Below are 21,785 nucleotides of genomic sequence, written 5' to 3'. Positions count from 1 at the left end.
CTACAACAATCTGCTGTTCGTGGATACCCTCCCCAGACGGATCTTCCACGCTTGTCCGCGTCGCCGCCGAGCGGTACGATGGCAGCAAGAGCCTTTGCGGCGGACCTCACCCCAAGGTTCGCGGGTGAAGCGAGGAGGAACCCACATGAACGTCAGATTGAAGCGGGTGTACGATCCCCCGGCCCCGTCGGACGGCACGCGCATCCTGGTGGATCGGATGTGGCCGCGCGGCGTGAAAAAGGAGGACGCCCATATCGATTATTGGTGGAAAGACATCGCACCCAGCCCGGAGCTTCGGAAGGGGTTCTGCCATCGGCCGGAACTCTTTGACGCGTTTCGTGAACAGTACCGTTCGGAGCTGTTGGTGAATCCTGTGCAAAGGGGGAAATTGGAGGAGCTGCGCCGGTTGGCGGATCAGGGACCCGTCACGCTGGTGTATGCCGCCAAAGATCCGGTGTACAACCATGCGCGCGTCCTGCTGGAAGTGGTGAATGGCATCCCCTTCCCAGAGTGAGAAGGGGATGCGCGGTTCATCCGCCCAGTTCGTCGCCGACCAGGCGTTCCAGCTCGCCTTCCTCTGGGAAGCGGTTCATGGCTTTTTTGGAGAACACCAGTTTTCCGCCCACGGTGACCTCGAACACACCACCGGTGGACGGGACCAAGGTCAAACCGGACACCTTCGGAAAGTACTTCTTCAGGATCTCTTCTGCCCCCCGGGCAGCCTTCGGCAAGAAGCCTCAAGACGTGCAGTACTCGATGCGGACATCCACCTTCTGATCCGCCATCTAACACCCTCCTTATGGTGGTCACGTTGGACCGGTCGTCCACTATATTATTGTAACCATCACAGCGGCGGTTCGCATCCCTCGGGCGTCATCAGCAACCGCTCGTCGACCGCAAAATGGGCGTCGTACAAAACTTTCGCCAACACGTTCAGCGGGGTGCGCGCGACCTCCCGGTATACGCGGCGCGTGTACAGATGTTTGGCGTTGGGCAGCTCGTGCTGCAGCTGACGGCGCAGCTTCATACCCGGTTCGTCGGCGTCCACCAGGATGTACACCTCCTCATCCTGCAACGGCAGGATGAGGTCCTCCAGCGTGGCGTAGCTCAGTGTCCCCCGTGTGCAGACCACCTGCACCGGTTCCTCCAACACCGCGAGGAGCCGATCCCGGTCGCTCTTGCCTTCCACGATGATGACCTTGCGCGGTGTTCTCCCCCCGTGCCCCATCGCCCGTCCCCTTTCCGTCGATTTCCGGCAGGCTCCGGTCGCCACCAGAGTTACCGACATGATACGGTTTCCGGCAACGGCAGGCAACCGGCGGCCACCCGGGATGGCACGGGGCCGGGTGCCCGTCTGTAGATGGCGCATGTCCATCCGTTTTCGACCCGGCACGCATACACTTTGCTGAGATGGACAGAGGAGGTGACACGCGGTGCAACGTGCACGGCGAAAAAATCGTCAGCATGTGGAAATTCAGACCGCACTTCACCATGGCGCGGCTGGGGTGGATGCGGAGCCCTGCTTTCTCCCCCTGTTGCTGTTGCTGGGCGGCCTTTGGGGCGGTTCGCGAGCGCTGCGCGGAGGCGGGTGGAATCGGTTCGGTTCACCGGGCGGTTGGGGCCAGGGGCCCGGTTACGGCATCGGTCCTGGCGGACCCGGGATGTATGGCGGGCCTGGCTGGGGCGGTATGGGCACCTGGGGAGGACCAGGAGGCCCCTGGAACGGACCGGGTGGGGGCGGACCCAGCGGATGGTTCGGATTTTGATGGCGATTCACCGAGACGGCCAGCGACGGGACGCGAGTTCCCACCGCCGGCCGCTTCGGTATTCCAATCTCAGGATATCCATCGCGCGAACAAACCCCGGCGTGGGTGTACCGCGGCTTAGCGCGTGGTTTTAGGCTGCCGGTTCTCTCATACCACAGGGGTGGTCGTGCAGGTGGTCGTGGTCGTGTAAGTCGGGACCAAGAGGAAGAACAGCACGAAGATGATGAGGAACACGACCGCCCAACGGGTGTATCCTCCAAATACGCCGTACATGGGACTCCCTCCTTGAAGTGGTGGTGTGCTATGCACAGTGCTAATACATGCAACCCCTGCAACCGCCGCAATGGATAAACGTCCAATGTGCGGATGGGCGATGGCCTGGGTCGTGGTACAATAGGGGGCGTGTGTGCACAGGACCTTCCAATTCAGCACGCCGGTCTCCCATGTGCCTGGGAGGTTTGGCGCCGACGGATTGAAGGAGAGAAAACCATGCTGATCATCGGGATCGCAGGCGGCACCGGATCTGGAAAAACCACCGTCGCCCGGGCGATTGTCGAACGACTCGGCTGCGACAACGTCAACATCATGTCGCAGGATGCGTACTACCGCGACCAGCGCAATCTGCCCTTGGAGGAGCGGGCCCGCCAGAACTACGATCACCCGGACGCCTTCGACAACACGCTGCTGTACGAACACATCTTGCAGCTCCAGACGGGCCGAGCCATCCACATGCCCGTGTATGACTTCTCCCGCCACACCCGCACCGAAGAGACCGTGCTCGTGCCGTACCGGCCCGTGCTCGTGGTGGAAGGCATCCACGTGCTCGTCGACGAGCGCCTGCGGCGACTGTTCGACATCAAGGTGTTCGTCGACACCGATCCGGACGTACGCGTGCTGAGGCGTATCCGACGCGACATCCTCGATCGCGGACGCACGGTGGAGAGCGTGTACGAACAGTACCTGTCGACGGTCAAACCGATGCACGACGCGTTCGTTGAGCCCTCCAAGCGGTATGCGGACCTCATCATCCCGGAAGGCGGGCACAACGAGATTGCCGTCAGCCTGCTCGTCAGCCGCATCAACGACTTCTTGGTTCGAAGCGCGACGAGGCCTTGACCGGACGGATATCGCGCCAGGGCACTCAGCGCGCCCCGCGTCCGCGGCGTTCGCGCCGTGCCTGCGCGCAGCCGGAAACGCGTCCGCGTAGAAGTCCTCGAGATAGGAGTGGGGCACCGGTTTGGACAGCATGCTGACGATGAAGAACACCACGAGGTTGGCCAACAGCGCGACGAGGCCGGCATTCCAGCCGCCGATAGGGTCATGCTTGGTCAGCACCAGGTACGCCGTCACTGCCCAACCGGTGATGAGCCCCGCCACCACCCCCTGCTTCGTGGCTCGCCGCCAGAACAGTCCGCCGATGACGACCGCCGGGAAAAACTGCGAGATGAAATCGTACGCGACGAGCAAGATGGAGACAATCAACGACGGCAGGGCGAGGGTGAGGATGAGCGCGATCACGGTGAGCGGAAACACCAACCCGCGCGTGATGCGATACACCTGGTTATCCGTCACCTCCGGCCTGAGCGCCTGGTAGACGTTGCGCGCGAGGAGGCTGGCAGAGGTCATGATGATGGGCCCCGCCGGAATGATGGCCGCCAGCATGGCGGCGACGGTAAAGAGGATGACGAACCACTCCGGGAAGGTACGCATGGCCAGCATCATCACCACGTTATTGCCGTTGATCTGCTTGGAGGTCCCCAGCACCAGCACGGCCGCGAAGCCTATGGTGATCACCGCCACCTTCACGAGCTGGTAGAACGGCATGAACACCGCCTGCAGCTTCAAGGTGCGCGGGTTCTTTGCGGTGAACGAGACGCCGAACCACTGCGGCCACATCCACTGGCCGACGCCATTTAGGATCACGGTCGTGATCAGCCACGTCACCCCGAGCTGCTTCGACACGCCGGGCAGGACGAGGTAGTTCGGGATCTTTTCGACGAATTGGCCGTACATCTGGCCGAACCCCCCGAAGTAGCGCAGCGGCACGGCGAAGAACAGGGCGCCGATGGCGATGAACATCAGGATGTCCTTGATGGCAGCCTGCAGCGCGTTGCCACGGATGCCCCCGAGGTATACGGCGACAGCGAGGATGAGAAAGCCGATGATGTCCGACCACACGTCCGAGATCTCCCCGTTGCCGATGACCTGCACCACCGCCGACAGGCCCGTAATGTTGAGATCGATGTACGCAATCATAATGAGGGCGCTGGTGAAGGCGACGAACACGCCGAGCGGCTTACTTCGGTAGCGCCCGGCGATGAAATCCGACTGAGTCACGAATCGGAACCGGCGGCCGATGAGCCAGATGGTCGGCAGGACAAAGAATCCGATGGCGTACGCGACGTCATTGAGAGCGACGTTGTAGAAGGCGGCCGCGCCGTTCTTGTAGGCGTACCCGGCTAACCCCTCGAAGGTGAACGCCGTATAGATCTCGCTGCCGAGCAGGAACCACACCAAAAACGCCCCCATGTGCCGGTTGTTGACCAGCCACCCTTCCAGGTTGCGGGACTGCAGCCGGCCGCTGAAGGCGCCGAACACCGTGATCAAAAACACCACGACGAGGCTGACCGTGAGAATCACCGCCGTGGACACACCCTCACCCCCTCTGCCGGTCTCCGTGCCACTGCGGATTGTGCCGCCGGTCGTACAGGTACAGGAGTCCCAAGATCGGCGGATTGAGCAGCGGGACCAGAACGAACCAGAAATACAGCAGCGGCATCCCCAGCACCGTCGGGCGGACATGATTCATCCACAGTCCGGTCACGCCCACGTAGAGGAAAACAATCAACACCACCGTGAACAGCCAGGCTGAAATGATCCGTCTCACCGCACTCCCTCCCATCTCGCTCACCGCCCGGGTGACGGGTGCCAGCCCCCACCCATAGGCAGGGTGTGTTCGTGCTGACGCACGAACTGCTCCGCTTGCGTGACAGCGAGACGCTACGGTAACGGGCGTTTTGCGGAGCGGCTCGCTACGCGGAAGAAGCGGAGCAGAATGCCCGTACCGAATAACCGTATGAAGATTCCGCCTTTTATATGCCCCCTTCACCAGCCGGATGATACCCTGCACACGCTACAGGTGCCGCTGCACGTCAGATCACCACACCCTGCACCGCATCACCCCGCAGGGCCCGGTCGACCTGGTCCAGGACGAACTCCGCCACACGCCGGGTCGATTCATGGGTGACGCCCGCGATGTGCGGGGTCAGCAGGACATTGGGCAGGGCGGCCAGCGGATCGTCCGGAGGAGGCGGTTCCACCTCGCGTACGTCCAAAATCGCGAACCGATCCCGGGATTGCGCCAACCATCCGGCCAGGGCCTGCTCGTCGATCAGCCCGCCGCGTGCCGTGTTGATGAGGACGGCCGCAGGTTTCATCCAACCGAACTCGCGCGCACCCAGCAGGTGGCGCGTCTGCGGCGTCAGGGGGGCGTGGAGCGATATGTAATCCGCCTCGCGGCAGACCACCTCGAGCGAGGTCAGGTGGACGCCGAAGTCCTGGATGAGCATGCTCGACGGGAGCAAGAACGGGTCGTACACCAGCACCCGCATCCCGAAGGCCCGGGCGCGCACCGCCACGCGGCTGCCGATATCCCCCACGCCGATGAGGCCGAGCGTCCGCCCCCCGATCTCATGGCCCATGCAGGCATCCCGGTCCCATGTGCCCGCCTTGGTGCGCGCGCCGGCTGCAGACAGCCCGCGGGCGTGTTCCAATATCGCCGCCATCACATACTCCGCCACGGACGTCGCGTTGCACCCCCGCGCCGCCACCACCGTCACTCCGCGCCGGCGGCAAGCGGCGAGATTGATGTTGTCGAGGCCGACGCCGAGCCGCCCCAGCACCTTGAGACGAGGCGCCTGCTCGAGGAGCGCCTCGCTGACCTGCGTCCGGTTGCGGACCACGAGCGCGTCGGCCACCGTGAGCAACTGCCCGAGCCGCCCGGGGTTACGGTACAGTTCAGGATCGTACACCACCTGGTGGTGCTCCCTGACCCAGTCCGGCAACGGCCACCACAGATCTTCTGCGATCACGAGGGTCATCGCCCATCCTCCTTCCGCACACCCGGCCGCCGTTCTCCGCCGCCGGGTGTACAACGCCTATCTCCACGTGTATGCGTAAGCAGCAGGTGCATAACCGAGTGCCCACGCCACCCCGTCCTGCATAGGGTGTGGGCAAAGGCCATCGCCTATCAGGCGAACCTTCATGCCGGGGAGGACGTGACAACGAGTGTATTTCATCGTGCACAGATGGGACGAAGGGGTACGTAGCGTCTTGCGCCTGGAGCTCTTCGACGGGCCGGTGGCGGAAGGCACACCGGAGCATTGGCTGCGCGCGGCGATGGATGCGGGGTACAAACCCATCTTAGTGGATGACAGTGGAATCTACTGTGTGCGGGAGGAGGAAGTGGAGGACGCGCTGCCGGGCCGGTCGAGAGACGGCGTCAGCCAACCGGAGGGCCTGCGCTGACATCGGTGGCCGGCCGTCCCGGCGCGTCCGGGACGGCCTGCAGGCCCTTTCCGCGGCCGTCCCCTTCTTCTGCAGGCTCATTCCAACTCGCTCATTCTGCCGCCAACCGCTTGATCAGCCGCTTGACCGCGTCCCCGAGCACGGGCTGCTCCAGCGCCAGCTCCAACGTCGCCTCGATGAAGCCGAGCTTTTCTCCCACATCGTAACGCCGTCCCTCAAACTCGTAAGCGTACAAGTCCTCCACATGGGTCAGGTCGTTGAGCGCATCGGTCAACTGGATCTCGCCGTCCGCGCCGGTCTGGCCTCGCTCCAGAAAGTCGAACACCGTCGGCGACAGGATGTAGCGGCCGATAATGGCCAGGCGGGAAGGTGCATAATACGGGGCCGGCTTCTCCACCAACCCTTTGACCTTCGACAGGCGGGGACCCATCCGTTCCGAATCCACGATGCCGTACCGCGACACCTGCTCCTGCGGGACAGTCTGTACGCCGATCACGGAACCGCCGTGTTCCTCGTACACGTTCAACAGTTGCCGCAGGCAGGGGATTTCACTTCGAACGATGTCGTCGCCGAGCAGCACCGCAAACGGCTCCGATCCGATGAAACGGCGCGCGCACCACACCGCGTGGCCAAGGCCGAGCGGCTGCTTCTGGCGGATGTAGTGGATGTTGGCCATGTCGGTGATGCGCCGGATCTCCTCGAGGATTTCCGGTTTCTCCTTGTTGGTCAACAGCTCTTCGAGCTCCACCGAGCGGTCGAAGTGGTCCTCAATCGCCCGTTTGCCTTTCCCTGTCACGATGATAATGTCCTCGATCCCGGAGGCGACCGCTTCCTCGACGATGTATTGGATGGTCGGCTTGTCCACGATGGGCAGCATCTCTTTGGGCATCGCCTTGGTCGCCGGCAGGAACCGCGTGCCCAAGCCGGCGGCCGGGATCACTGCTTTCCGAATCGTTGCCATGAATTCATGTCCTTTCCGAGTGCGTGGTTCAGTACCGACAAATCTCATCTTACCATATGTGTGTGTGTGTTACATTTGGTCCCGTACCAGATCGAGAAAGTGCGTGAGGATACGGGCTGTCATCCCCCAGATCACCCAACCGTCGACCTCGTAGAAATGGATGCGGCGGGTCCAACCCCGCCACGGATAGGCAGGGCCGTGCGGGACCAGGTGAAACGGGAAATCGTCCGGTGGCGACGGGGTGAACGGCATCGAGACCACCCGGGGAGAGGTCCGCAGCAGCCGCTCGAGCGGGACCGTAAACACCCGCCCGACCTCGTCGGGATTCGGCCGCAGGCGCGCCGTGTCCAAGATGCATCCGACGAACGGATGCACAATCACCTGCGGGGACGCGACGAGCACGTCGAGCGCACCGAGGTAGTCCACGTCCGAAGCCGTGATCCCGAGTTCTTCGCAAGTCTCCCGCAGAGCCGCCGCGCGTTCATCGAAATCGTCCGGTTCACAGCGCCCTCCAGGAAAACAGATTTCACCGGCCTGCCGCCGGAGGGTCGCGGCCCGCTGTTCGAAGAGCACTGCGAGCTCCCCGCCCACGTTCACCAAAGGCACGAGAACTGCTGCGTGCATCACCGGCTCCTCGGTGAGAATGCCTGGCTGACGAGCCTCGAGGACCTGGCGAATGGCTGACGTTGCCGGATGCTCACGGGAGGATCTGTCCATATCCACACCGCCTCATGCACCAGATGATTGTCTGCAGGATAGCACAGCGTGGGGCTTCGGTATACATCGGGCTCATTTGAATCCCTGGGTGTGTTCGGGGCACCGGCGACCACCCACACGTTCGGGGACAGGTCCACATAGACTCCAACATCCCGTCTGAAGGGGGTGGAGGATGTGGATGGTGTTTTCGGCGGGTTCACCCGTTGGGCGGTGGTGTTCCTGATCATCTTCGTGTTGTTCATTTTGCTGGTCCCGTATGGTGCGGGGTATTGAGAACATGAACTCGAGCGGCTGACGCACACGGCAAACGGCACTTTTGGGTGCCGTTTGCTGCATGGCTTTTCCCCCGTTGCGGCGAACTGATAGAATGAATTGGACTGCTTTGGCAGGATTCATTTGGCGAACGGATCAGCGCCGATCTGGGGGTTACCGCCATCGAGTCATTGGTCATGCGCTTGAAGCGGAGGCTGACCAATCGCATACTGCCCTGGCCACTGGTTGCCGCAGGGGTGGTGTTTGCCATATTCACGGTTTCCGTGACCATGACATTGGCGGTATCCATCCAGTACAATTACCAGCATATCACGCGGACGCTTCGAGTGCTCTCGAGCATCGACCAGCTGCAGTCCTCATTGGGCGAGGAGAACAGCGCGCTGCGCGTGTTTGCCTGGAACCGGGATGCTGCTTTCCTCCAGGATTTGCGCGCGGCACACCAGGTGTTTTTGGATGCTGCACAGGCGCTCATGCAAGCCGTACATGACGATTCGCCGCTGTCGACAGCGGCACAGCGGGCGATCGCTGCCGGAACCGGATGGCATGAGCAATTCGCGGCGGAAGCGGCGAACAACGGTACCCTCCCAAAGGGTTACAATCCGTTGGCCATCGAGGAATCCTTTTCTCAATTTCGGCAACTCTGCCAAGAGGTTCGGACAGGGGCCGAAGCGCGCGTCCGGGAGGAGGAGGCCGTGTGGTGGCGCCGCGTCTGGTGGACGTTCGCCGGATTTGCGACCTCCATCTCGTTGCTGGGGGCTGGGCTCGCCTTGAGTGTGGCACGGGAGATCCGGGCCCGCCACCGCACCGAACAGGTGCTGCGCCAAACCTACCGCAATCTGGAACATGCTCAACGCGTAGCGGGAATCGGCAGCTGGACCTGGGACATTCTGAGCAACCGGCACACCTGGTCCGATGAGACGCTGCGCATCTACGGCCTGTCGGAAAAAGAATTCACCGGCACGGACGACGCGTTGTTTCGCTTGGTCCATCCGGACGACCAGGGTCACATCCGGGATCTGGTGCGCAGTCTCCAGCAACACGGTCGCGGCGAAGGAGAGTTCCGTATCGTGCGCCCGGATGGTGCGGAGCGGATCTTGTGGTGGCGAGCGGAAGTGGCCTCCGATTCGGCCGGCCTGCCCACCTGTGTGGTCGGTACGGTGCAGGACATCACCGACCGCAAGCGGACGGAGGACCTCCTGGTGAAGTCCGAAAAGCTGGCTACGGTTGGGGAGCTGGCAGTCAGCATCGCACACGAGATCCGCAATCCGCTGACCACTCTCAAGGGCTTCCTGCAGCTGTTGCCGAACACCCCTGCGGAAGCGCACGGTCAGTACGTCTCCATCATGCTGGACGAACTGAGCCGCATCGAGGTCATCCTGAACGAATTGCTGCTGCTGGCCCGGCCTCAGAAGGCCGAGTATGCACCGGTGGACGTAGCAGGTGTGATCCGACGGGCGATCGCCCTGTTGGAACCCCAGGCCATTCACCAGGGGGTCCGCGTGATGACCCACCTGACGCCGGCCACACCTCCCGTGTGGGGACTCGCCCACCGGATGGAGCAGGCGTTGGTGAACGTGTTCAAGAACGGGATCGAAGCGATGCCGGACGGAGGGCGATTGGCCATTCGTCTGTGGACATCCGGCGGGCACGTCTGGGTGTCATGCACGGACGAAGGGGTGGGGATGCCGAAAGAGCGCGTCTCCAAGCTGGGCGAGCCGGTGTACAGCACAAAGGAGAAAGGAACCGGACTCGGCTTGGTCGTGACTTACAAAATCGTGGAAATGCACCGAGGCCGGATTCACGTGGACAGTACGCCGGGCCACGGGACGACGGTCACCATATGCTTTCCCGCAAGCCCGCCTCCCGATGGCCAGCCGGTTCCCCCTTCTCAGTAGCTCCACCGCCGTTCGTTCCCCAGACTTCAAATTTATGCGTCTGTGATCCTGTGCATCTGTTTTAAGCCCCCACCCCTTGCGGGGCAGGGGCGTCGTTCTTACTCGTCTGCCCAGCGCAGTGCCAGATCCCCCGCCATCGGCGTTACTCCAGCCCCCCGGTGGCCGAGGCCACCTCTCCCGCAGCCTGGCCGAGGCCGTGGACGCGCACGCAGTTCCGGGCGCGCTTGGCCTCGTACAACGCACGGTCCGCGGCGTCAAACAGGGCCTCCGGTTGCACATGCGGCTTCTCCATTCGGGCGATCCCGCAGGATACGGTGACGGGCAGGTCGCACAGGCGCGTTTGTTCCAACCCGATGCGGATCCGCTCCGCGAGCGCGACCGCGTCCTCCAGGGCCAGATTCGGCTGAACGATGATGAACTCCTCGCCGCCGTACCGGCTGACCACCATGGGATCCGCCAGGTCTTGAATGCACCGGGCGGCCTTCCGCAGAACCTCATCGCCCACACGGTGGCCGAGGGTGTCATTGACCTCCTTGAAACGGTCCAAATCCAGGATGATTAGGGTGACGTTGGACACGTTTGGATCCTTCAGAAGTTGATTCAGTTTGTACCGAAAGTACCGGACATTGTGCAGACGGGTCAACTCGTCGTAGATGGAAAGCTGGCGATACTCGTAGAACTTGGACGCGACCTCGTAGATTTGGAGGCACAGGATCACGCAGCCGCCGAGGAGCGTCAGGATACGAACGGGATCGAATTCGTTGGAATCTCTGGACAACAGCGCCACTGCCACCGTCAGCTGCACACCGAAAAACGCCATGCCAAGGCGCGGGTCCGCCCGCATGGAGATGAAACTCGAGATGATGAGAGCGTACAGCGTGGTCTCCAGGACCCGGTGCGGTGCGGCAGGAAACATGGCCATCGTGGCTGCGGTGTTCAGGACGATGATGAGATAAAACCGCCACAATGGCCGGGGACGGAGGTAGACCGTGGCCAGCGTCAGACTGACGCCGCAGAACACCAAAGCGGCAAGCGGCCAGCTGCCCGCCCGCAGCAAGAACCCCACGCTTCCCGCTGACACGGTGGCCGCGGCCAAAATCACTTTCTGCTGCTTCATCCAGCTCAGAACACACCACCACCTGCCGGCTCGGCCCTCGACTATACGACGTCGGCGCCGAGCACACTGCGGAAATGGCCGAGCGCCCACGAGTGACCCGACGGGTTGAAGCTCGCAACCCCTCTTTCGTGAACCACGATACGAAACCCTTTGTTGTATGCGTCGACCGCTGTGTGCAGCACGCAGATGTCCGTGCACACCCCGATGAGGTGGACTTCGTCCACCCCGCGGGCCCGCAGGTAGATCTCCAGGTCCGTGCCGGCGAATGCGCTGTAGCGGGTCTTGTCCATCCACCGGACGTTGGCGGGCCAGTGCCCCGGTTCCCAAGTCTGCACATACGCGCCCAATTGGCCATACAGATCTCTTCCCGGTGTGCCGCGGAGGTTGTGCGGCGGGAACAGTTTGGTCTCGGGATGGTACGGATCGGACGCCTCATGCACATCCACGGCGAACACCACCCAATCGCCCGACTCGACGAAGGCACGCGTCAGTTCGGTTACGTACCCGTCAATCGCCTGCGCCGGCTCTCCGCAGGTCAAGCGGCCGTCATCCGCCACGAAATCGTTGGTGTAGTCGATCACGACAAGCGCGCGAGCCACCCTCCACACCTCTCTTCAGGGGTCATCAGGGGAGAAACAAACGGGAGGCGGGATCCCTGTCCAGGAGTCCCACCTCCCACCCGTCCGCCGAAGCGAAGGTTATTGCTTGACCCACCACTCTTGCGGATTGATCGGGCCGGTCACCGTCCAGTCGTTCTCCGGAACCTGCAGGTTGGTCGTGTATGCGTAAATATCGTCTGGCTCGTACAGGAAGATGTACGGCACCTGCTGGTTGTAATACACTTCCCACTTCACAAGCGCCTGCTTGCGCACGTTCTTGTCGAACGCCGCCTCGTTTGCGGTGGCGTTGATGAGTTGGTCGTTCTGCGAATCGTTGAAGCGCGGATAGTTGTATGCCGCCTTCGAATCGTACATGCCCCGTGGATCCGGGTCCACCGACAGGCTCCAGCCCATCAGCCACATGTACAGGTTCGGATCGTCCGTCTGTACCTTCTTGGCCAGCGCGTTGAAGTCCTGCGGCTGATGCAGCTCGATCTTCAGGTGCACCTTCGCCAGGTCCTGCTGAATGGCCGTCGCAGAAGCCATGCGCACCGTGTTGCCGAGCGGGTAGTCGAGCGGGATGGAGTCCTTGCCCGTCACCGGGTCGACGCGCCAGCCGCTCGGGCCGATCTTCCATCCGGCCTTGTCGAGCAGTTCATTGGCCTTGTTCGGGTCATACTTGTACTCGTTCAAGCCGTCGGCAGGCGTTGCAGCCGCCCAGCTGACGTCCGGAATCGGCGCGTTGAGCACCTTACCGTAGCCCTTGAGCAGACCGTCGACGATGGCCTGGCGGTTGATGCCGTACATGAGCGCCTGCCGGAAATCCTGGTTAAATTCCTTGTGATAAAGCTTCAGACCCAGGTACTGGTAGCTCAAGGACGGCTCGGGCAGGACCTTCACGTTCTGAACTTGCTTCAGCTTGTCGACGTCGGTCGGCTTGAGCGCAGACTGCAACACCAGGTTGACGCTGCCGTTGGCGAGCAGTCCCGGCAACACGTCAGCGCTCACCGTCTTGAAGGTGACGTTCTGGATGTGCGGCTTGCCGCGGAAGTAGTTGTCGTTGCGGGTCATCTCGACCGAATCCTGGCCGTTGACCTTGACGAACTTGTATGGGCCGTCGGTGACGGTCGGCATCTTATCGAAATCTGTCGTGATGAAGTCCTTCAGGGCGACATTCTCCAACGCATGCTTCGGCATCGGCTGGAGCACGGCGATGTCCGACCACAGCACGGCCGCATCCGCCTGCTTGAAGGTGATCTTGAATGTCTTGTCGTCGACCTTCTGGAAGCCGCCCGTCTCGTCAAACGACTTCTTCTTGCCGTTCAGGATGTCGTCATAACCCACGACCTGCGAGACCAAGTACCCGTAGGAGCCCTGCAGCGTGGTGTTGTACTCCTTGGACGCAAGGACGTTCATCGTGAACAGCACGTCGTCGGAGGTCACCGGCTTGCCGTCGGTCCAGTTGGCATTCGGGTCGAGGTTGACCGTCAGGGTCTTCTTGTCGTCCGACCAGGAGTACGACTTCATCAGGTCAGGGACGAAGTTCAGGTTGTTGTCGATGGTCATCAGCGGATCAAACGCAAAATTTACGATGTTTTGCGTGTAGAGATCGCTCGGGATTTGAGGAATGAACGTGGTGTCGTACTTGGTCGCCTGACCGATCACAATGCTGCCGCCGTCCTGCGGGCCGCCGGCCGCTCCCGTCTGGTTACCTGCGGCATTGCCCGCGGTGTTCGTGCTCGTCCCGCCGCCGCAGCCCGCGACCAACATGGTCAGCGACGCCGCCAAGGCCACGGTGGCCATGCTGGCCTTCGTCAACTTTTTCATCTGTGCGCCCCCTTCTCCCTGCTCAAAAGGTTATCTTCATCGCCGCGCGGCCCCGGTCCCGGGCACAACAGTGCCCGCCGGCCTGTGGTTACCGGAGGCGATGTAAACCATGTGAAAGCTGTGCCGCCCAAGACCCGAGATCCGCTGGGCACGGACTTTCGAAGTCCTATATTCTGCGATATTTTGTATTTTCCTGCTCGCCAACGCCAGCATTCGATAAAAATTTTGCTCATTCGGCAGTGAAATTATCGGGCGAGATGGTTAGGCTTGGGAAAGAACGGCAGCGGGCCCCGAACCCATGAAGCCGCCGGTCATCCCGGCCCATACCCCTTCAACCCGAATGGTGCCGGCGTACCCCTGCGCCGCAGTGCCGCCGGATTTCCTCCCACGTCAGATAGCGGCGGACGATGTCTTCCTCCACCAATTCCGAGCCGCGCTGCACTTCGATGAACTGCAAACGCGTACGTGCGCGGATGGCGTGCCACTGCTCGGCGTAGACACGGACCACGTCCCCCGGCCCCACCGGCAGGATGCGGTCGTCCAGCGCCACCTCGCCCTCTCCTTCCGTGATGGTCCACACCTCGCTGCGCTTGAGATGCTTTTGGTAACTGATATTGTGACCGGGCCAGATCTCGACCGACCGGACGACGATCTCAGTGCCGTCCGGCAACTTTTGCACATCGAGGACCCGCAGGGTACCCCACCGGCGCTCCTCGTACATCGGACGGCCGTCGTAGGCGCCGACGACATCCTTCAGGCCAGCCGACATCGCCTTGTCCGCCACGAGGATGCCGTCCGGAGCGGCGACCACCACCGCGTCGCGCAACCCCATCGCGACCAACGGAATCCCCAGCTCGTTGACCACATGGGTATTCTCGCACCCGACCGCCTGCCCGATACCCGCGAAGGCTTGGTCCATCTCCTCCGACAGGGCGTTCCAGGTGCCGAGGTCTTTCCAAGTGCCGTCGTAGCGGCACACGACGACCGACGCAGCCTTTTCGACCACCTCGTAATCAAAGCTACGCTTCGGCAGGCTGTGAAAGAACTCCCGCATCGGCTCAAACCCTTCCGGCGCGCCGAGGCCCGCCAGGAGGTCCAGGATGTAGCCCAACCGAAAGCAGAACACGCCGCAGTTCCACAATGCCCCGTCCCGGATCAGGGCCTCCGCACGGGCGGTTTCGGGCTTCTCCTCAAAGGCAGCCACCCAACGCCAATCGCGTCCGGCTTCCCCCGGGCGAACGCGGATGTAGCCGAATTTGCTGGTCGGCTCGGTCGGCGCAACGCCGAGCAGGGCCAGGTCAGCGCCTGATTCTGCCAGCGCCCCGGGAAGCCGGCAAATGGCCTGGAAGTAGGCGTCCTCCACGAAATGATCGACAGGCATCACGACGATCACCTCGTCCCGGGTGAGCCCCGCCTGGTCCCGCAGGTATGTACAGGCAAGGGCGATGGCCGGAAACGTGTCCCGCCGAGTCGGCTCCTCGATGAACGGGACATCCCCGATCTGGGCGGAAATGATCTCCCACTGGGCTTTCGATGCGCACACGTAAGCGTCGTGTTGCAGGCCGGCGCGGTCCAATTGGTCCCACATGCGCTGCAGCATCGACACCAGCCGCCCGTCCGAACCGGTGAGGACCTTGAGGAACTGCTTGGACCGGCTCTCATTCGACAGCGGCCATAATCGTTTCCCCGATCCGCCCGACAACAGCACGAGTTTCATGCAGCTGCCATCCCCCTTCCCTTTAAACCCAGCCGTTCCGCGTTGGCGACGGTGGTATAATAGACGCGATCTCCATGATGTTACCATACAACGGTGGAAATGAGGCACTTTTGCCATGCACTTGAGCATCGTCATCCCGACGTTCAACGAGCGGGAGAACGTACGCGCCATCACGCGGCGGATCCACGAGGCCCTGCGGGGCGTGGACGAGCCCTATGAAATTTGGTTCATCGACGACAGCCGGGACGATACCCCGCAGGTGTTGGCCGAGTTGGCCCGGTCGGATCCCCGCGTACACTACGTCCACCGGGAGGGGGGCCGCGGCCTTGCGACCGCCGTCGTGGAGGGCTTTCGCCGCAGCCGCGGCCGGTACATCGTCGTCATGGACGCAGACCTTCAGCACCCGCCGGAGCTGTTGCCCACCATTCTACACCGGTTGAACGAGGGCATTGACATCGTCATCCCGAGCCGTTTCGTCCCGGGCGGTTCCGACGGAGGTCTGAATTGGTTCCGCAAGTGGGTGTCCTGGACCGCCCGGACCATCGGCCGCCTGGCGGTGCGCCGCTTGCGCGGGATCTCGGACTGCACGGGGGGTTACTTCGGCCTGCGCAGGGAGGTCATCGACGGGGTCGAACTCGATCCCATCGGATGGAAGATCCTCATGGAGGTCCTGGTCAAAGGCCGCTACGAGACGGTGCACGAGATCCCGTACGCGTTTGAGGCGCGCGAAGCGGGCGAATCGAAGATGAGCCTGGTGGAACAGTGGAATTATCTTCGCCACGTGGCGCGCCTGGTCTGGAGCAGTCCGGAGGACCGGCGTTTCTACGTGTACTGCATGGTCGGATCGCTCGGGGTCGTCGTCAACACCGCGGTCATGAGCATCCTCCTGTACGGCTTGCATCTGCACGCGACACTCGCCTCCGTCATCGCGTCCCTGGTGGCGATGGCGCACAACTTTTTGTGGAACGATCGCGTCACCTGGCGGGCCCACGCCCACCCGGTGCGGTGGCGGCGGGCGCTGCAGGCGCCGTTGTTCGCCCTGGTGTCCGCCAGCGGGATCGCCGTGACCGCGCTCTTCGTCCAGTTGTTCCTCTGGCTGCACTGGCCACCGCTCGTCGGGCAGTGGACCGGCATTGTGGTGGCGACCGGTTGGACGTTCACGGCCAACAACCGCTGGACGTGGACACCCCACGACGAGGACGGGCGACAAGTGCGCCGCCAACGGGTGCGCATCACGCACGAGTGACCAGGGGGGATTCCCCCGGCGAAAGGGAGCGGATGAATCCATGGCCGTGTTTCGGTCCGATGCGCCTTTCCAGGCAGCCACCCCGGAAGGGCGGATTCATTGGCGTGTCCTCGGCGGACTGGTCGCCTTGAACATCGTTCTGCGGACCGTGTGGCTGTTGTACATGCATCCGCCACAGTACGGCGACTTCGACTGGTATTTCACTCGAGCGGTCGAGCTGGCCCAGGGCAAGGGTTACGTGTGGAACGGACACTTCACGGCCTACTGGCCCATCGGCTGGCCGCTGTTTCTGTCTCTGATCCTGCGCCTGACCGGGCCCCACGTCACGGCGGGGTTTGTGACGAATGCGGTGTTGAGCATCATCATCGTCGTCCTGGTGTACCTCGTCGCCCTGCAGGTGTTCTCGTCCCAGCGCATCGCGGCCGCCGCCGCGTTGGTCTACACGCTGCTGCCGAGCCACATTCTGTGGAACGCGGTGTTGGGCTCGGAGGAGCTGTTCACCGTGCTCCTGATGCTGTGGCTGTGGTTGTACCTCCGAAGCGACCGGGCGGCCGGACGCCGGGCCGGGGGTTGGGTCTTGGCAGCCGGGGCCGCGCTCGGGCTCAGCTGCATCGTCCGGCCCATTCCGCTCTTGTTCCCCGCCGCGCTGTTCGTGTACGAGCGGTGGATCCGCCTTCGCTCCTGGCGGGCGGCAGGGGGGCGCGTGTTCGCCACCATCGCGGCGATGGGGGTTGCCATCTTGCCGGTGACGGTGCGAAACGCCTTGAGGATGGGCCATTTCATCCTGGTATCGACCAACGGCGGTGTCAACCTTTGGCAAGGCACGCGCATCGACGGCGGGTACTACTGGAGCTGGCTGCCCTGGGAAAACCCGTTGTTGGCCGCCCACGGCGACGAGGTCCTGCAAGATCACCTCGGCAAACAGGCGGCTCTTCAATACATCACCGCCCATCCTGTGATCTGGCTCTACCACGGCCTCATCAAGATCAAAGACCTGTACAAGGACGACGTCAACGCGGTCTGGTACACGTTTCGTGTGGTGTCCCACGATGGGGGCGTGGTGTGGGCCTGGAACCAGATCTGCAACTGGGGGTATTGGCTCTTTATGGCGTTGTGCGCCTTGGGCGTGGCCGGCCTGATCCGGGTGCGCTTCACCGGTTGGCGCCCCCTCTTGTTGCCGTTCACCTATGTGGTGTACAACTCCCTCGTCTTCATCGCCTTTCCCGCGTGGGACCGGTTCCGCTACCCCTTGATGCCCTGTTTCGCCCTGCTGGCCGGCTGTGGGCTTGCGTGGTCCCTAGGATGGCTGCGGGCCGGACTCCCCGAGCGCCTGCGCGCGAACCGCCAGTGAGACGGCGGGGAACCCGACCTCCACGCACGTGCCCGCCCCCGGTTCACTCTCGATGCGCAGCCATCCCTGGTGTTCCGTGACGATCTTCCGGCTGACCTGCAGTCCGAGCCCTGTCCCATAGGGCTTCGTGGTGAAAAAGGGTTGGCCCAACTGTTGCAATGTCTCTTGGGGGATGCCGGTGCCGTTGTCGCGCACGCGCACCAACACGGTCTCGCCGGAGGGCTCCAACTCGAGCCACACGTCTCCGCCGGCCGGCATCGCCTCGATTGCGTTTTTCACCAGGTTAATGAAGACTTGCTTCAATTGACTGGGATCGCCCAGGATGGGCGGGGTGCTCGCTGTCAAACGAGTGTGAAGATTGACGTCGTGCAGGATCGCCTGCGTCTGCAGGAGCGCCACGACATCGTCGATCACGCACGCGATGTCCGTCTCACGCGCCGCCACGCGATGCGGCTTCGACAACTGCAAAAACTCGTTGATGATGTGATCCATTCGATCCAGCTCAGCCTGCATGATCCGAAAATATTCCGGATGCTCGTCCACCCGCCGTTCGAGCAGGCGCAGGAAGCCTTTGAGCGAGGTCATCGGGTTGCGCAGTTCGTGCGCCAGACCGGCCGCCAGCTCTCCCGCGGACGCCAGCTTATCCGATTGGCGAAGCCGCTCTTCCACCAGGCGCATCGCGGTGATGTCCCGGCCGAGGACGATGAGGAAATCCGGGGTGCCGTCCTCCCTGTAGACGGGCGTCTTGGTGACGTCGAGGACCACTTCGCGGCCGTCCGCCCGTCCCAGCCTCATGGTCAAGCGCATGGGTCGAGCAGTCTGCCACGCCTCCGCCTCGGTGCGCCCTTCTGGAACATTCGTCCAGGTCCATCCTTGGCGCTTCAGCAACGTCTCGAAGGTCAAGCCGGGATACTCCGTCTCCTCCACGCCGAGCAGGGTGCGTGCGGCCAGGTTCATCAAAAACAGCCGGCCGTCCGGGAATTTGAAACACACCACGTCTGGGATCAAATCCAATAACCCTCGAAACCCGTGGCTCTCGCGCGTCCACGCGAAGGGCGCCGGGATGGGCGGCGCCGCCACGGCCGCTGCGAAGGATGCCTTCTGATCCTCTGGCGGCACCCGGCGCACATCAAGATGGGTCTCCCGCGACACCACGTGCGCCAATACGCTGGTGGCGGTGAGAAACACCACATCCGCAGCGTGCAGGCTCCACTCCGGCAGCAGGAGGCGCGTCCACCACGACGTCAGCAACGGGCGCACCGCGAACAACCACAACGCCCCAGCCGCCAGAAACAGGAGCGGCATTCCACTGCCGGCCCCGCAACGGCTTGTCCATTTCCGCCCCGTCATGGTATTTCTCGCCACGGCACCCCTCTCCTACCCGTCCATTTTCCGTGCAGAATGAGTGCAGCGACGTCTAGAGTCCATAAGTGAGCAATTCTTGAATGATTACCTGCATTGTACCGAAGAAGGAGAATTTTGAATAGTTCCCTCTCCGGCAAACCCGGGTATTCCCTTGTCGACATTCCCACGCCGAACCGTTTACGCGTTCGCGGCGCCCAGGACCCCGTTGACGGCCGACATCCCGATGATGACGCATGCCCAGAACAGCTTGTACGCCGTGACCATGTCGCCGCAGGTAAAGCGGATGCGCTTGGGCGCCACCAGTTCCACCAGCGGGATGGTGGTGGTCATCAGGGCCTGGTTGGTGCCCTTGAACTCGACCTCAAACGTGACGGGCCCTTCCAGCTTGAGCGGCGACACCTCCTTCGCGCGTCGCACCGCCCGCTCCGCCGCTTCGCGGATCAGCCCCTGAGCCACCTTGGGGTGCAGCAACTCGGCCGCCAAACGGTCGATCCCGCGCTTCACCACCGCCCCTTCCACGTGCGGCAGGGACTGCATGACCTCCGCCACGTACGCGTCGTCGCCGCTGACCATCAGCACCGGCACCCCAAAGTGGCCGGCCACGCGCGCGTTCAGCTCCGTCTCGCCCACCACCACGCCGTTGACCCGAACCTCGTTCACCGCCACGCCGGCGAGGGAGTGGTTGATGACCGCCCGCTCCGATCCCCCTTCGCGCCCGTGGTGCCCGATGAAAAGGATCCCGTCGAACGTCTCGTCGAGCCCCTCCAGCTGGCACATCACGCGGTTATTGCCTGACACCAGGCGCGCCCGCTCGTCCAGCTCTTCGATGAGGATGTTCGACATGTTGCCATGCCCGTCGGCCACGACCACCTCGGTCGCACCGCCGCGGAACGCCCCCTCGATGGCAGCATTGACGTCCTGCGTCATCAGGTGCCGGAAGCGGTTGTACTCGCTGTCCTTTTTCAGCTGCTGATTGGTGGCGACACCGGAGATGCCCTCCATGTCAGCTGAGATGAAAATTTTCATCGTGATCGCTCCTTTGTCCGTGGGGTGTGAGGGGCCGAGGCGGAGGCGGCGCGTCTGGCCGCCGTCCGGCCCAGCCCGGTGGTCAGCCGAGAAATGCCAGCGCCGCGGTCACGAACATCGCCACCCCGTTTTGCAGTGCCGCCTCGTCGATGGTGAAGCGCGGGTGATGATGCGGAAAGTCCGACCCAAGCTCCGGGTTGGCGCTGCCCGTGTAGAAGTAGCAGCCCGGCACCCGGTTGGCGAAGGCGGAGAAGTCCTCGCCGACCATCAGTGGATCCATGTCGATCACGTTGTCCGCCCCCACCACCTGCTCCGCGATGGCGCGCATCCGGGCGGTGAGCTCCGCGTCGTTCACGACGGAGGCATAGCCTCTCTCGTACTCGAACTCGATCTTCGCCCCGTACATCACCTCGAGACCGTCGAGCAGGCGGCGCATCTGCTCCGGCACCTGATCCCGCAGAGCCGGGTTGAGCGAGCGCACGGTGCCGACCAATTCGGCCATATCGGGGATGATGTTGTCGGCAGTGCCGGCGTGGAACTCGCAGACGCTGACCACCAGCTTGTCCAGCGGATCCGTGAAGCGGCTGACGATGTGTTGGAACGCGTTGACAATCTGGGCGCCGACGACAATCGGATCGACCGTTTCGTGCGGCATCGCGCCGTGGCCGCCGCGGCCGCGCACGCGAATCCGGAACACATCGGGCGCCGCCGTCACGGCCCCCGCGCGCACCCCGATTTTGCCGGTCGGGAACTGGGCCGCCAGGTGTGTGCCGATGACGAGATCGACCCCGTTCAACACGCCCGCTTTCACCATCTCCTGAGCCCCGCCTGGGAACTGCTCCTCCGCGTGCTGGAAGAGAAACCGAACCTCCCCCTGCAGGGCGTCGCGGTGCTCCATCAGGATCTTCGCAGTCCCGAGGAGCATCGCGGTGTGGCCGTCGTGGCCGCAGGCGTGCATCACGCCCGGGCGCTTGGACCGGTACGGGAAGGTGTTCTCCTCTTCAATGGGCAGGGCGTCCATGTCGGCGCGGATGGCGAGTGTCTTGCCCGGCTTCGCGCCGCGCAGCCGTGCGACGACGCTGGTCGGGGTCGGCCGTTCGATCTCGGTGTACCCCATCGCGACCAGCTGATCATACACAAACTGGGAGGTCTCCACCTCCTGGAATGAGAGCTCGGGATTTTCATGCAGGTGCCGCCGCCATGCGATCAACTGCTCCGCGATGGCGGAGACGGCCGATGAAACGTCGATGGTGTGCATGGACACGCCTCCTCACGTGCGTCCATCTCGCCGAATCCCAGTCCGGCCGGGACGCGTATCCCTATCCCTTCTTGCACGAATTCATGGTAACGCAAGCAGAGCCAGAGCGCCAAGGACGCCTCCGGTTCGTATTTCTAAGC

Annotated in this window: 19 protein-coding genes and 1 pseudogene; 6 read left to right on the top strand and 14 right to left on the bottom strand. The window is 63.0% G+C overall.

Annotation, left to right across the window (positions count from 1 at the left end; genetic code table 11):
- The first annotated feature begins 145 nt into the window (after window positions 1-145).
- A complete protein-coding gene (locus N687_RS0114365; protein ID WP_029422513.1) occupies window positions 146-514 on the top strand; it encodes a DUF488 domain-containing protein in 369 nt (122 codons plus the stop codon).
- A 16-nt stretch (window positions 515-530) separates the two neighbouring features.
- Here N687_RS0114365 and N687_RS0114360 read toward each other — a convergent pair whose 3' ends face one another.
- Both N687_RS0114360 and N687_RS0114355 read right to left on the bottom strand, forming a co-directional pair.
- On the bottom strand, window positions 531-785 hold the full coding sequence (locus N687_RS0114360) for a SelT/SelW/SelH family (seleno)protein (protein WP_081841417.1): 255 nt from the start codon (window positions 783-785) through the stop codon (window positions 531-533).
- A 59-nt stretch (window positions 786-844) separates the two neighbouring features.
- A complete protein-coding gene (locus N687_RS0114355) occupies window positions 845-1,228 on the bottom strand; it encodes a toprim domain-containing protein (protein ID WP_035462327.1) in 384 nt (127 codons plus the stop codon).
- 1,027 nt (window positions 1,229-2,255) lie between these two features.
- Here N687_RS0114355 and udk point away from each other — a divergent pair.
- Window positions 2,256-2,882, top strand: a complete 627-nt coding sequence (udk, locus tag N687_RS23245; protein WP_081841709.1) for a uridine kinase — start codon at window positions 2,256-2,258, stop codon at window positions 2,880-2,882.
- Between the two features lie 252 nt (window positions 2,883-3,134).
- Here udk and N687_RS24850 read toward each other — a convergent pair.
- From N687_RS24850 to N687_RS0114340, 3 genes and pseudogenes are all read right to left on the bottom strand, one after another.
- A pseudogene (locus N687_RS24850) lies at window positions 3,135-4,364 on the bottom strand (sodium:solute symporter family protein); the annotation flags it as partial.
- A gap of 58 nt (window positions 4,365-4,422) precedes the next feature.
- Entirely contained in the window at window positions 4,423-4,653 is a 231-nt protein-coding gene (locus tag N687_RS0114345; protein ID WP_035462325.1) for a hypothetical protein, read from the bottom strand.
- A 265-nt stretch (window positions 4,654-4,918) separates the two neighbouring features.
- The gene (locus N687_RS0114340) at window positions 4,919-5,866 is read right to left on the bottom strand and encodes a hydroxyacid dehydrogenase (RefSeq protein ID WP_029422508.1); all 948 of its coding nucleotides are present in this window, start codon (window positions 5,864-5,866) and stop codon (window positions 4,919-4,921) included.
- A gap of 187 nt (window positions 5,867-6,053) precedes the next feature.
- On the opposite strand from N687_RS0114340, the gene N687_RS0114335 reads away from it, so the two are divergent.
- A complete protein-coding gene (locus N687_RS0114335) occupies window positions 6,054-6,293 on the top strand; it encodes a hypothetical protein (RefSeq protein ID WP_035462323.1) in 240 nt (79 codons plus the stop codon).
- Between the two features lie 91 nt (window positions 6,294-6,384).
- On the opposite strand, the gene galU is transcribed toward N687_RS0114335, so the two are convergent.
- Together galU and N687_RS0114325 are read right to left on the bottom strand one after the other, a co-directional pair.
- Window positions 6,385-7,254 (bottom strand): UTP--glucose-1-phosphate uridylyltransferase GalU, encoded by an 870-nt coding sequence (galU, locus tag N687_RS0114330; protein WP_029422506.1) that lies wholly within the window; start codon window positions 7,252-7,254, stop codon window positions 6,385-6,387.
- 69 nt (window positions 7,255-7,323) lie between these two features.
- Window positions 7,324-7,971, bottom strand: coding sequence for an NUDIX hydrolase (locus N687_RS0114325; RefSeq protein ID WP_029422505.1), 648 nt, complete (start codon window positions 7,969-7,971; stop codon window positions 7,324-7,326).
- A gap of 449 nt (window positions 7,972-8,420) precedes the next feature.
- Here N687_RS0114325 and N687_RS22370 point away from each other — a divergent pair, with 449 nt between their 5' ends.
- Entirely contained in the window at window positions 8,421-10,139 is a 1,719-nt protein-coding gene (locus tag N687_RS22370; RefSeq protein ID WP_051663280.1) for a PAS domain-containing sensor histidine kinase, read from the top strand.
- Between the two features lie 142 nt (window positions 10,140-10,281).
- On the opposite strand, the gene N687_RS22365 is transcribed toward N687_RS22370, so the two are convergent.
- The 4 genes from N687_RS22365 to N687_RS0114295 form a co-directional block, all read right to left on the bottom strand.
- Window positions 10,282-11,256, bottom strand: a complete 975-nt coding sequence (locus N687_RS22365) for a GGDEF domain-containing protein (RefSeq protein ID WP_029422503.1) — start codon at window positions 11,254-11,256, stop codon at window positions 10,282-10,284.
- A 41-nt stretch (window positions 11,257-11,297) separates the two neighbouring features.
- Complete coding sequence (locus tag N687_RS0114305) at window positions 11,298-11,855, bottom strand: cysteine hydrolase family protein (RefSeq protein WP_029422502.1); 558 nt, start codon at window positions 11,853-11,855, stop codon at window positions 11,298-11,300.
- 99 nt (window positions 11,856-11,954) lie between these two features.
- Window positions 11,955-13,682, bottom strand: a complete 1,728-nt coding sequence (locus tag N687_RS0114300; protein WP_029422501.1) for an ABC transporter substrate-binding protein — start codon at window positions 13,680-13,682, stop codon at window positions 11,955-11,957.
- Window positions 13,683-14,013: 331 nt separating this feature from the next.
- The gene (locus tag N687_RS0114295) at window positions 14,014-15,399 is read right to left on the bottom strand and encodes a sugar phosphate nucleotidyltransferase (RefSeq protein WP_035462320.1); all 1,386 of its coding nucleotides are present in this window, start codon (window positions 15,397-15,399) and stop codon (window positions 14,014-14,016) included.
- A gap of 115 nt (window positions 15,400-15,514) precedes the next feature.
- Here N687_RS0114295 and N687_RS0114290 point away from each other — a divergent pair, with 115 nt between their 5' ends.
- Entirely contained in the window at window positions 15,515-16,645 is a 1,131-nt protein-coding gene (locus N687_RS0114290) for a glycosyltransferase (protein ID WP_029422499.1), read from the top strand.
- Window positions 16,646-16,685: 40 nt separating this feature from the next.
- The gene (locus N687_RS0114285) at window positions 16,686-17,996 is read left to right on the top strand and encodes a glycosyltransferase family 39 protein (protein WP_081841415.1); all 1,311 of its coding nucleotides are present in this window, start codon (window positions 16,686-16,688) and stop codon (window positions 17,994-17,996) included.
- On the opposite strand, the gene N687_RS22360 is transcribed toward N687_RS0114285, so the two are convergent.
- From N687_RS22360 to N687_RS0114270, 3 genes are all read right to left on the bottom strand, one after another.
- The gene (locus N687_RS22360; RefSeq protein ID WP_051663279.1) at window positions 17,943-19,361 is read right to left on the bottom strand and encodes an ATP-binding protein; all 1,419 of its coding nucleotides are present in this window, start codon (window positions 19,359-19,361) and stop codon (window positions 17,943-17,945) included. The genes N687_RS0114285 and N687_RS22360 overlap by 54 nt on opposite strands.
- A 177-nt stretch (window positions 19,362-19,538) precedes the next feature.
- Window positions 19,539-20,387, bottom strand: a complete 849-nt coding sequence (locus N687_RS0114275; protein WP_029422496.1) for a M55 family metallopeptidase — start codon at window positions 20,385-20,387, stop codon at window positions 19,539-19,541.
- An 82-nt stretch (window positions 20,388-20,469) separates the two neighbouring features.
- Window positions 20,470-21,645: a M20 family metallopeptidase gene (locus N687_RS0114270; RefSeq protein ID WP_029422495.1), complete on the bottom strand. Its 1,176-nt coding sequence runs from the start codon at window positions 21,643-21,645 to the stop codon at window positions 20,470-20,472.
- Window positions 21,646-21,785 lie beyond the last annotated feature (140 nt).

Source organism: Alicyclobacillus macrosporangiidus CPP55 (assembly GCF_000702485.1).
Taxonomy (GTDB): Bacteria; Bacillota; Bacilli; order Alicyclobacillales; family Alicyclobacillaceae; genus Alicyclobacillus_H; species Alicyclobacillus_H macrosporangiidus_B.
Note: the sequence above shows the minus strand (reverse complement) of the source record. Positions and strands in the feature narration are given on the sequence as shown.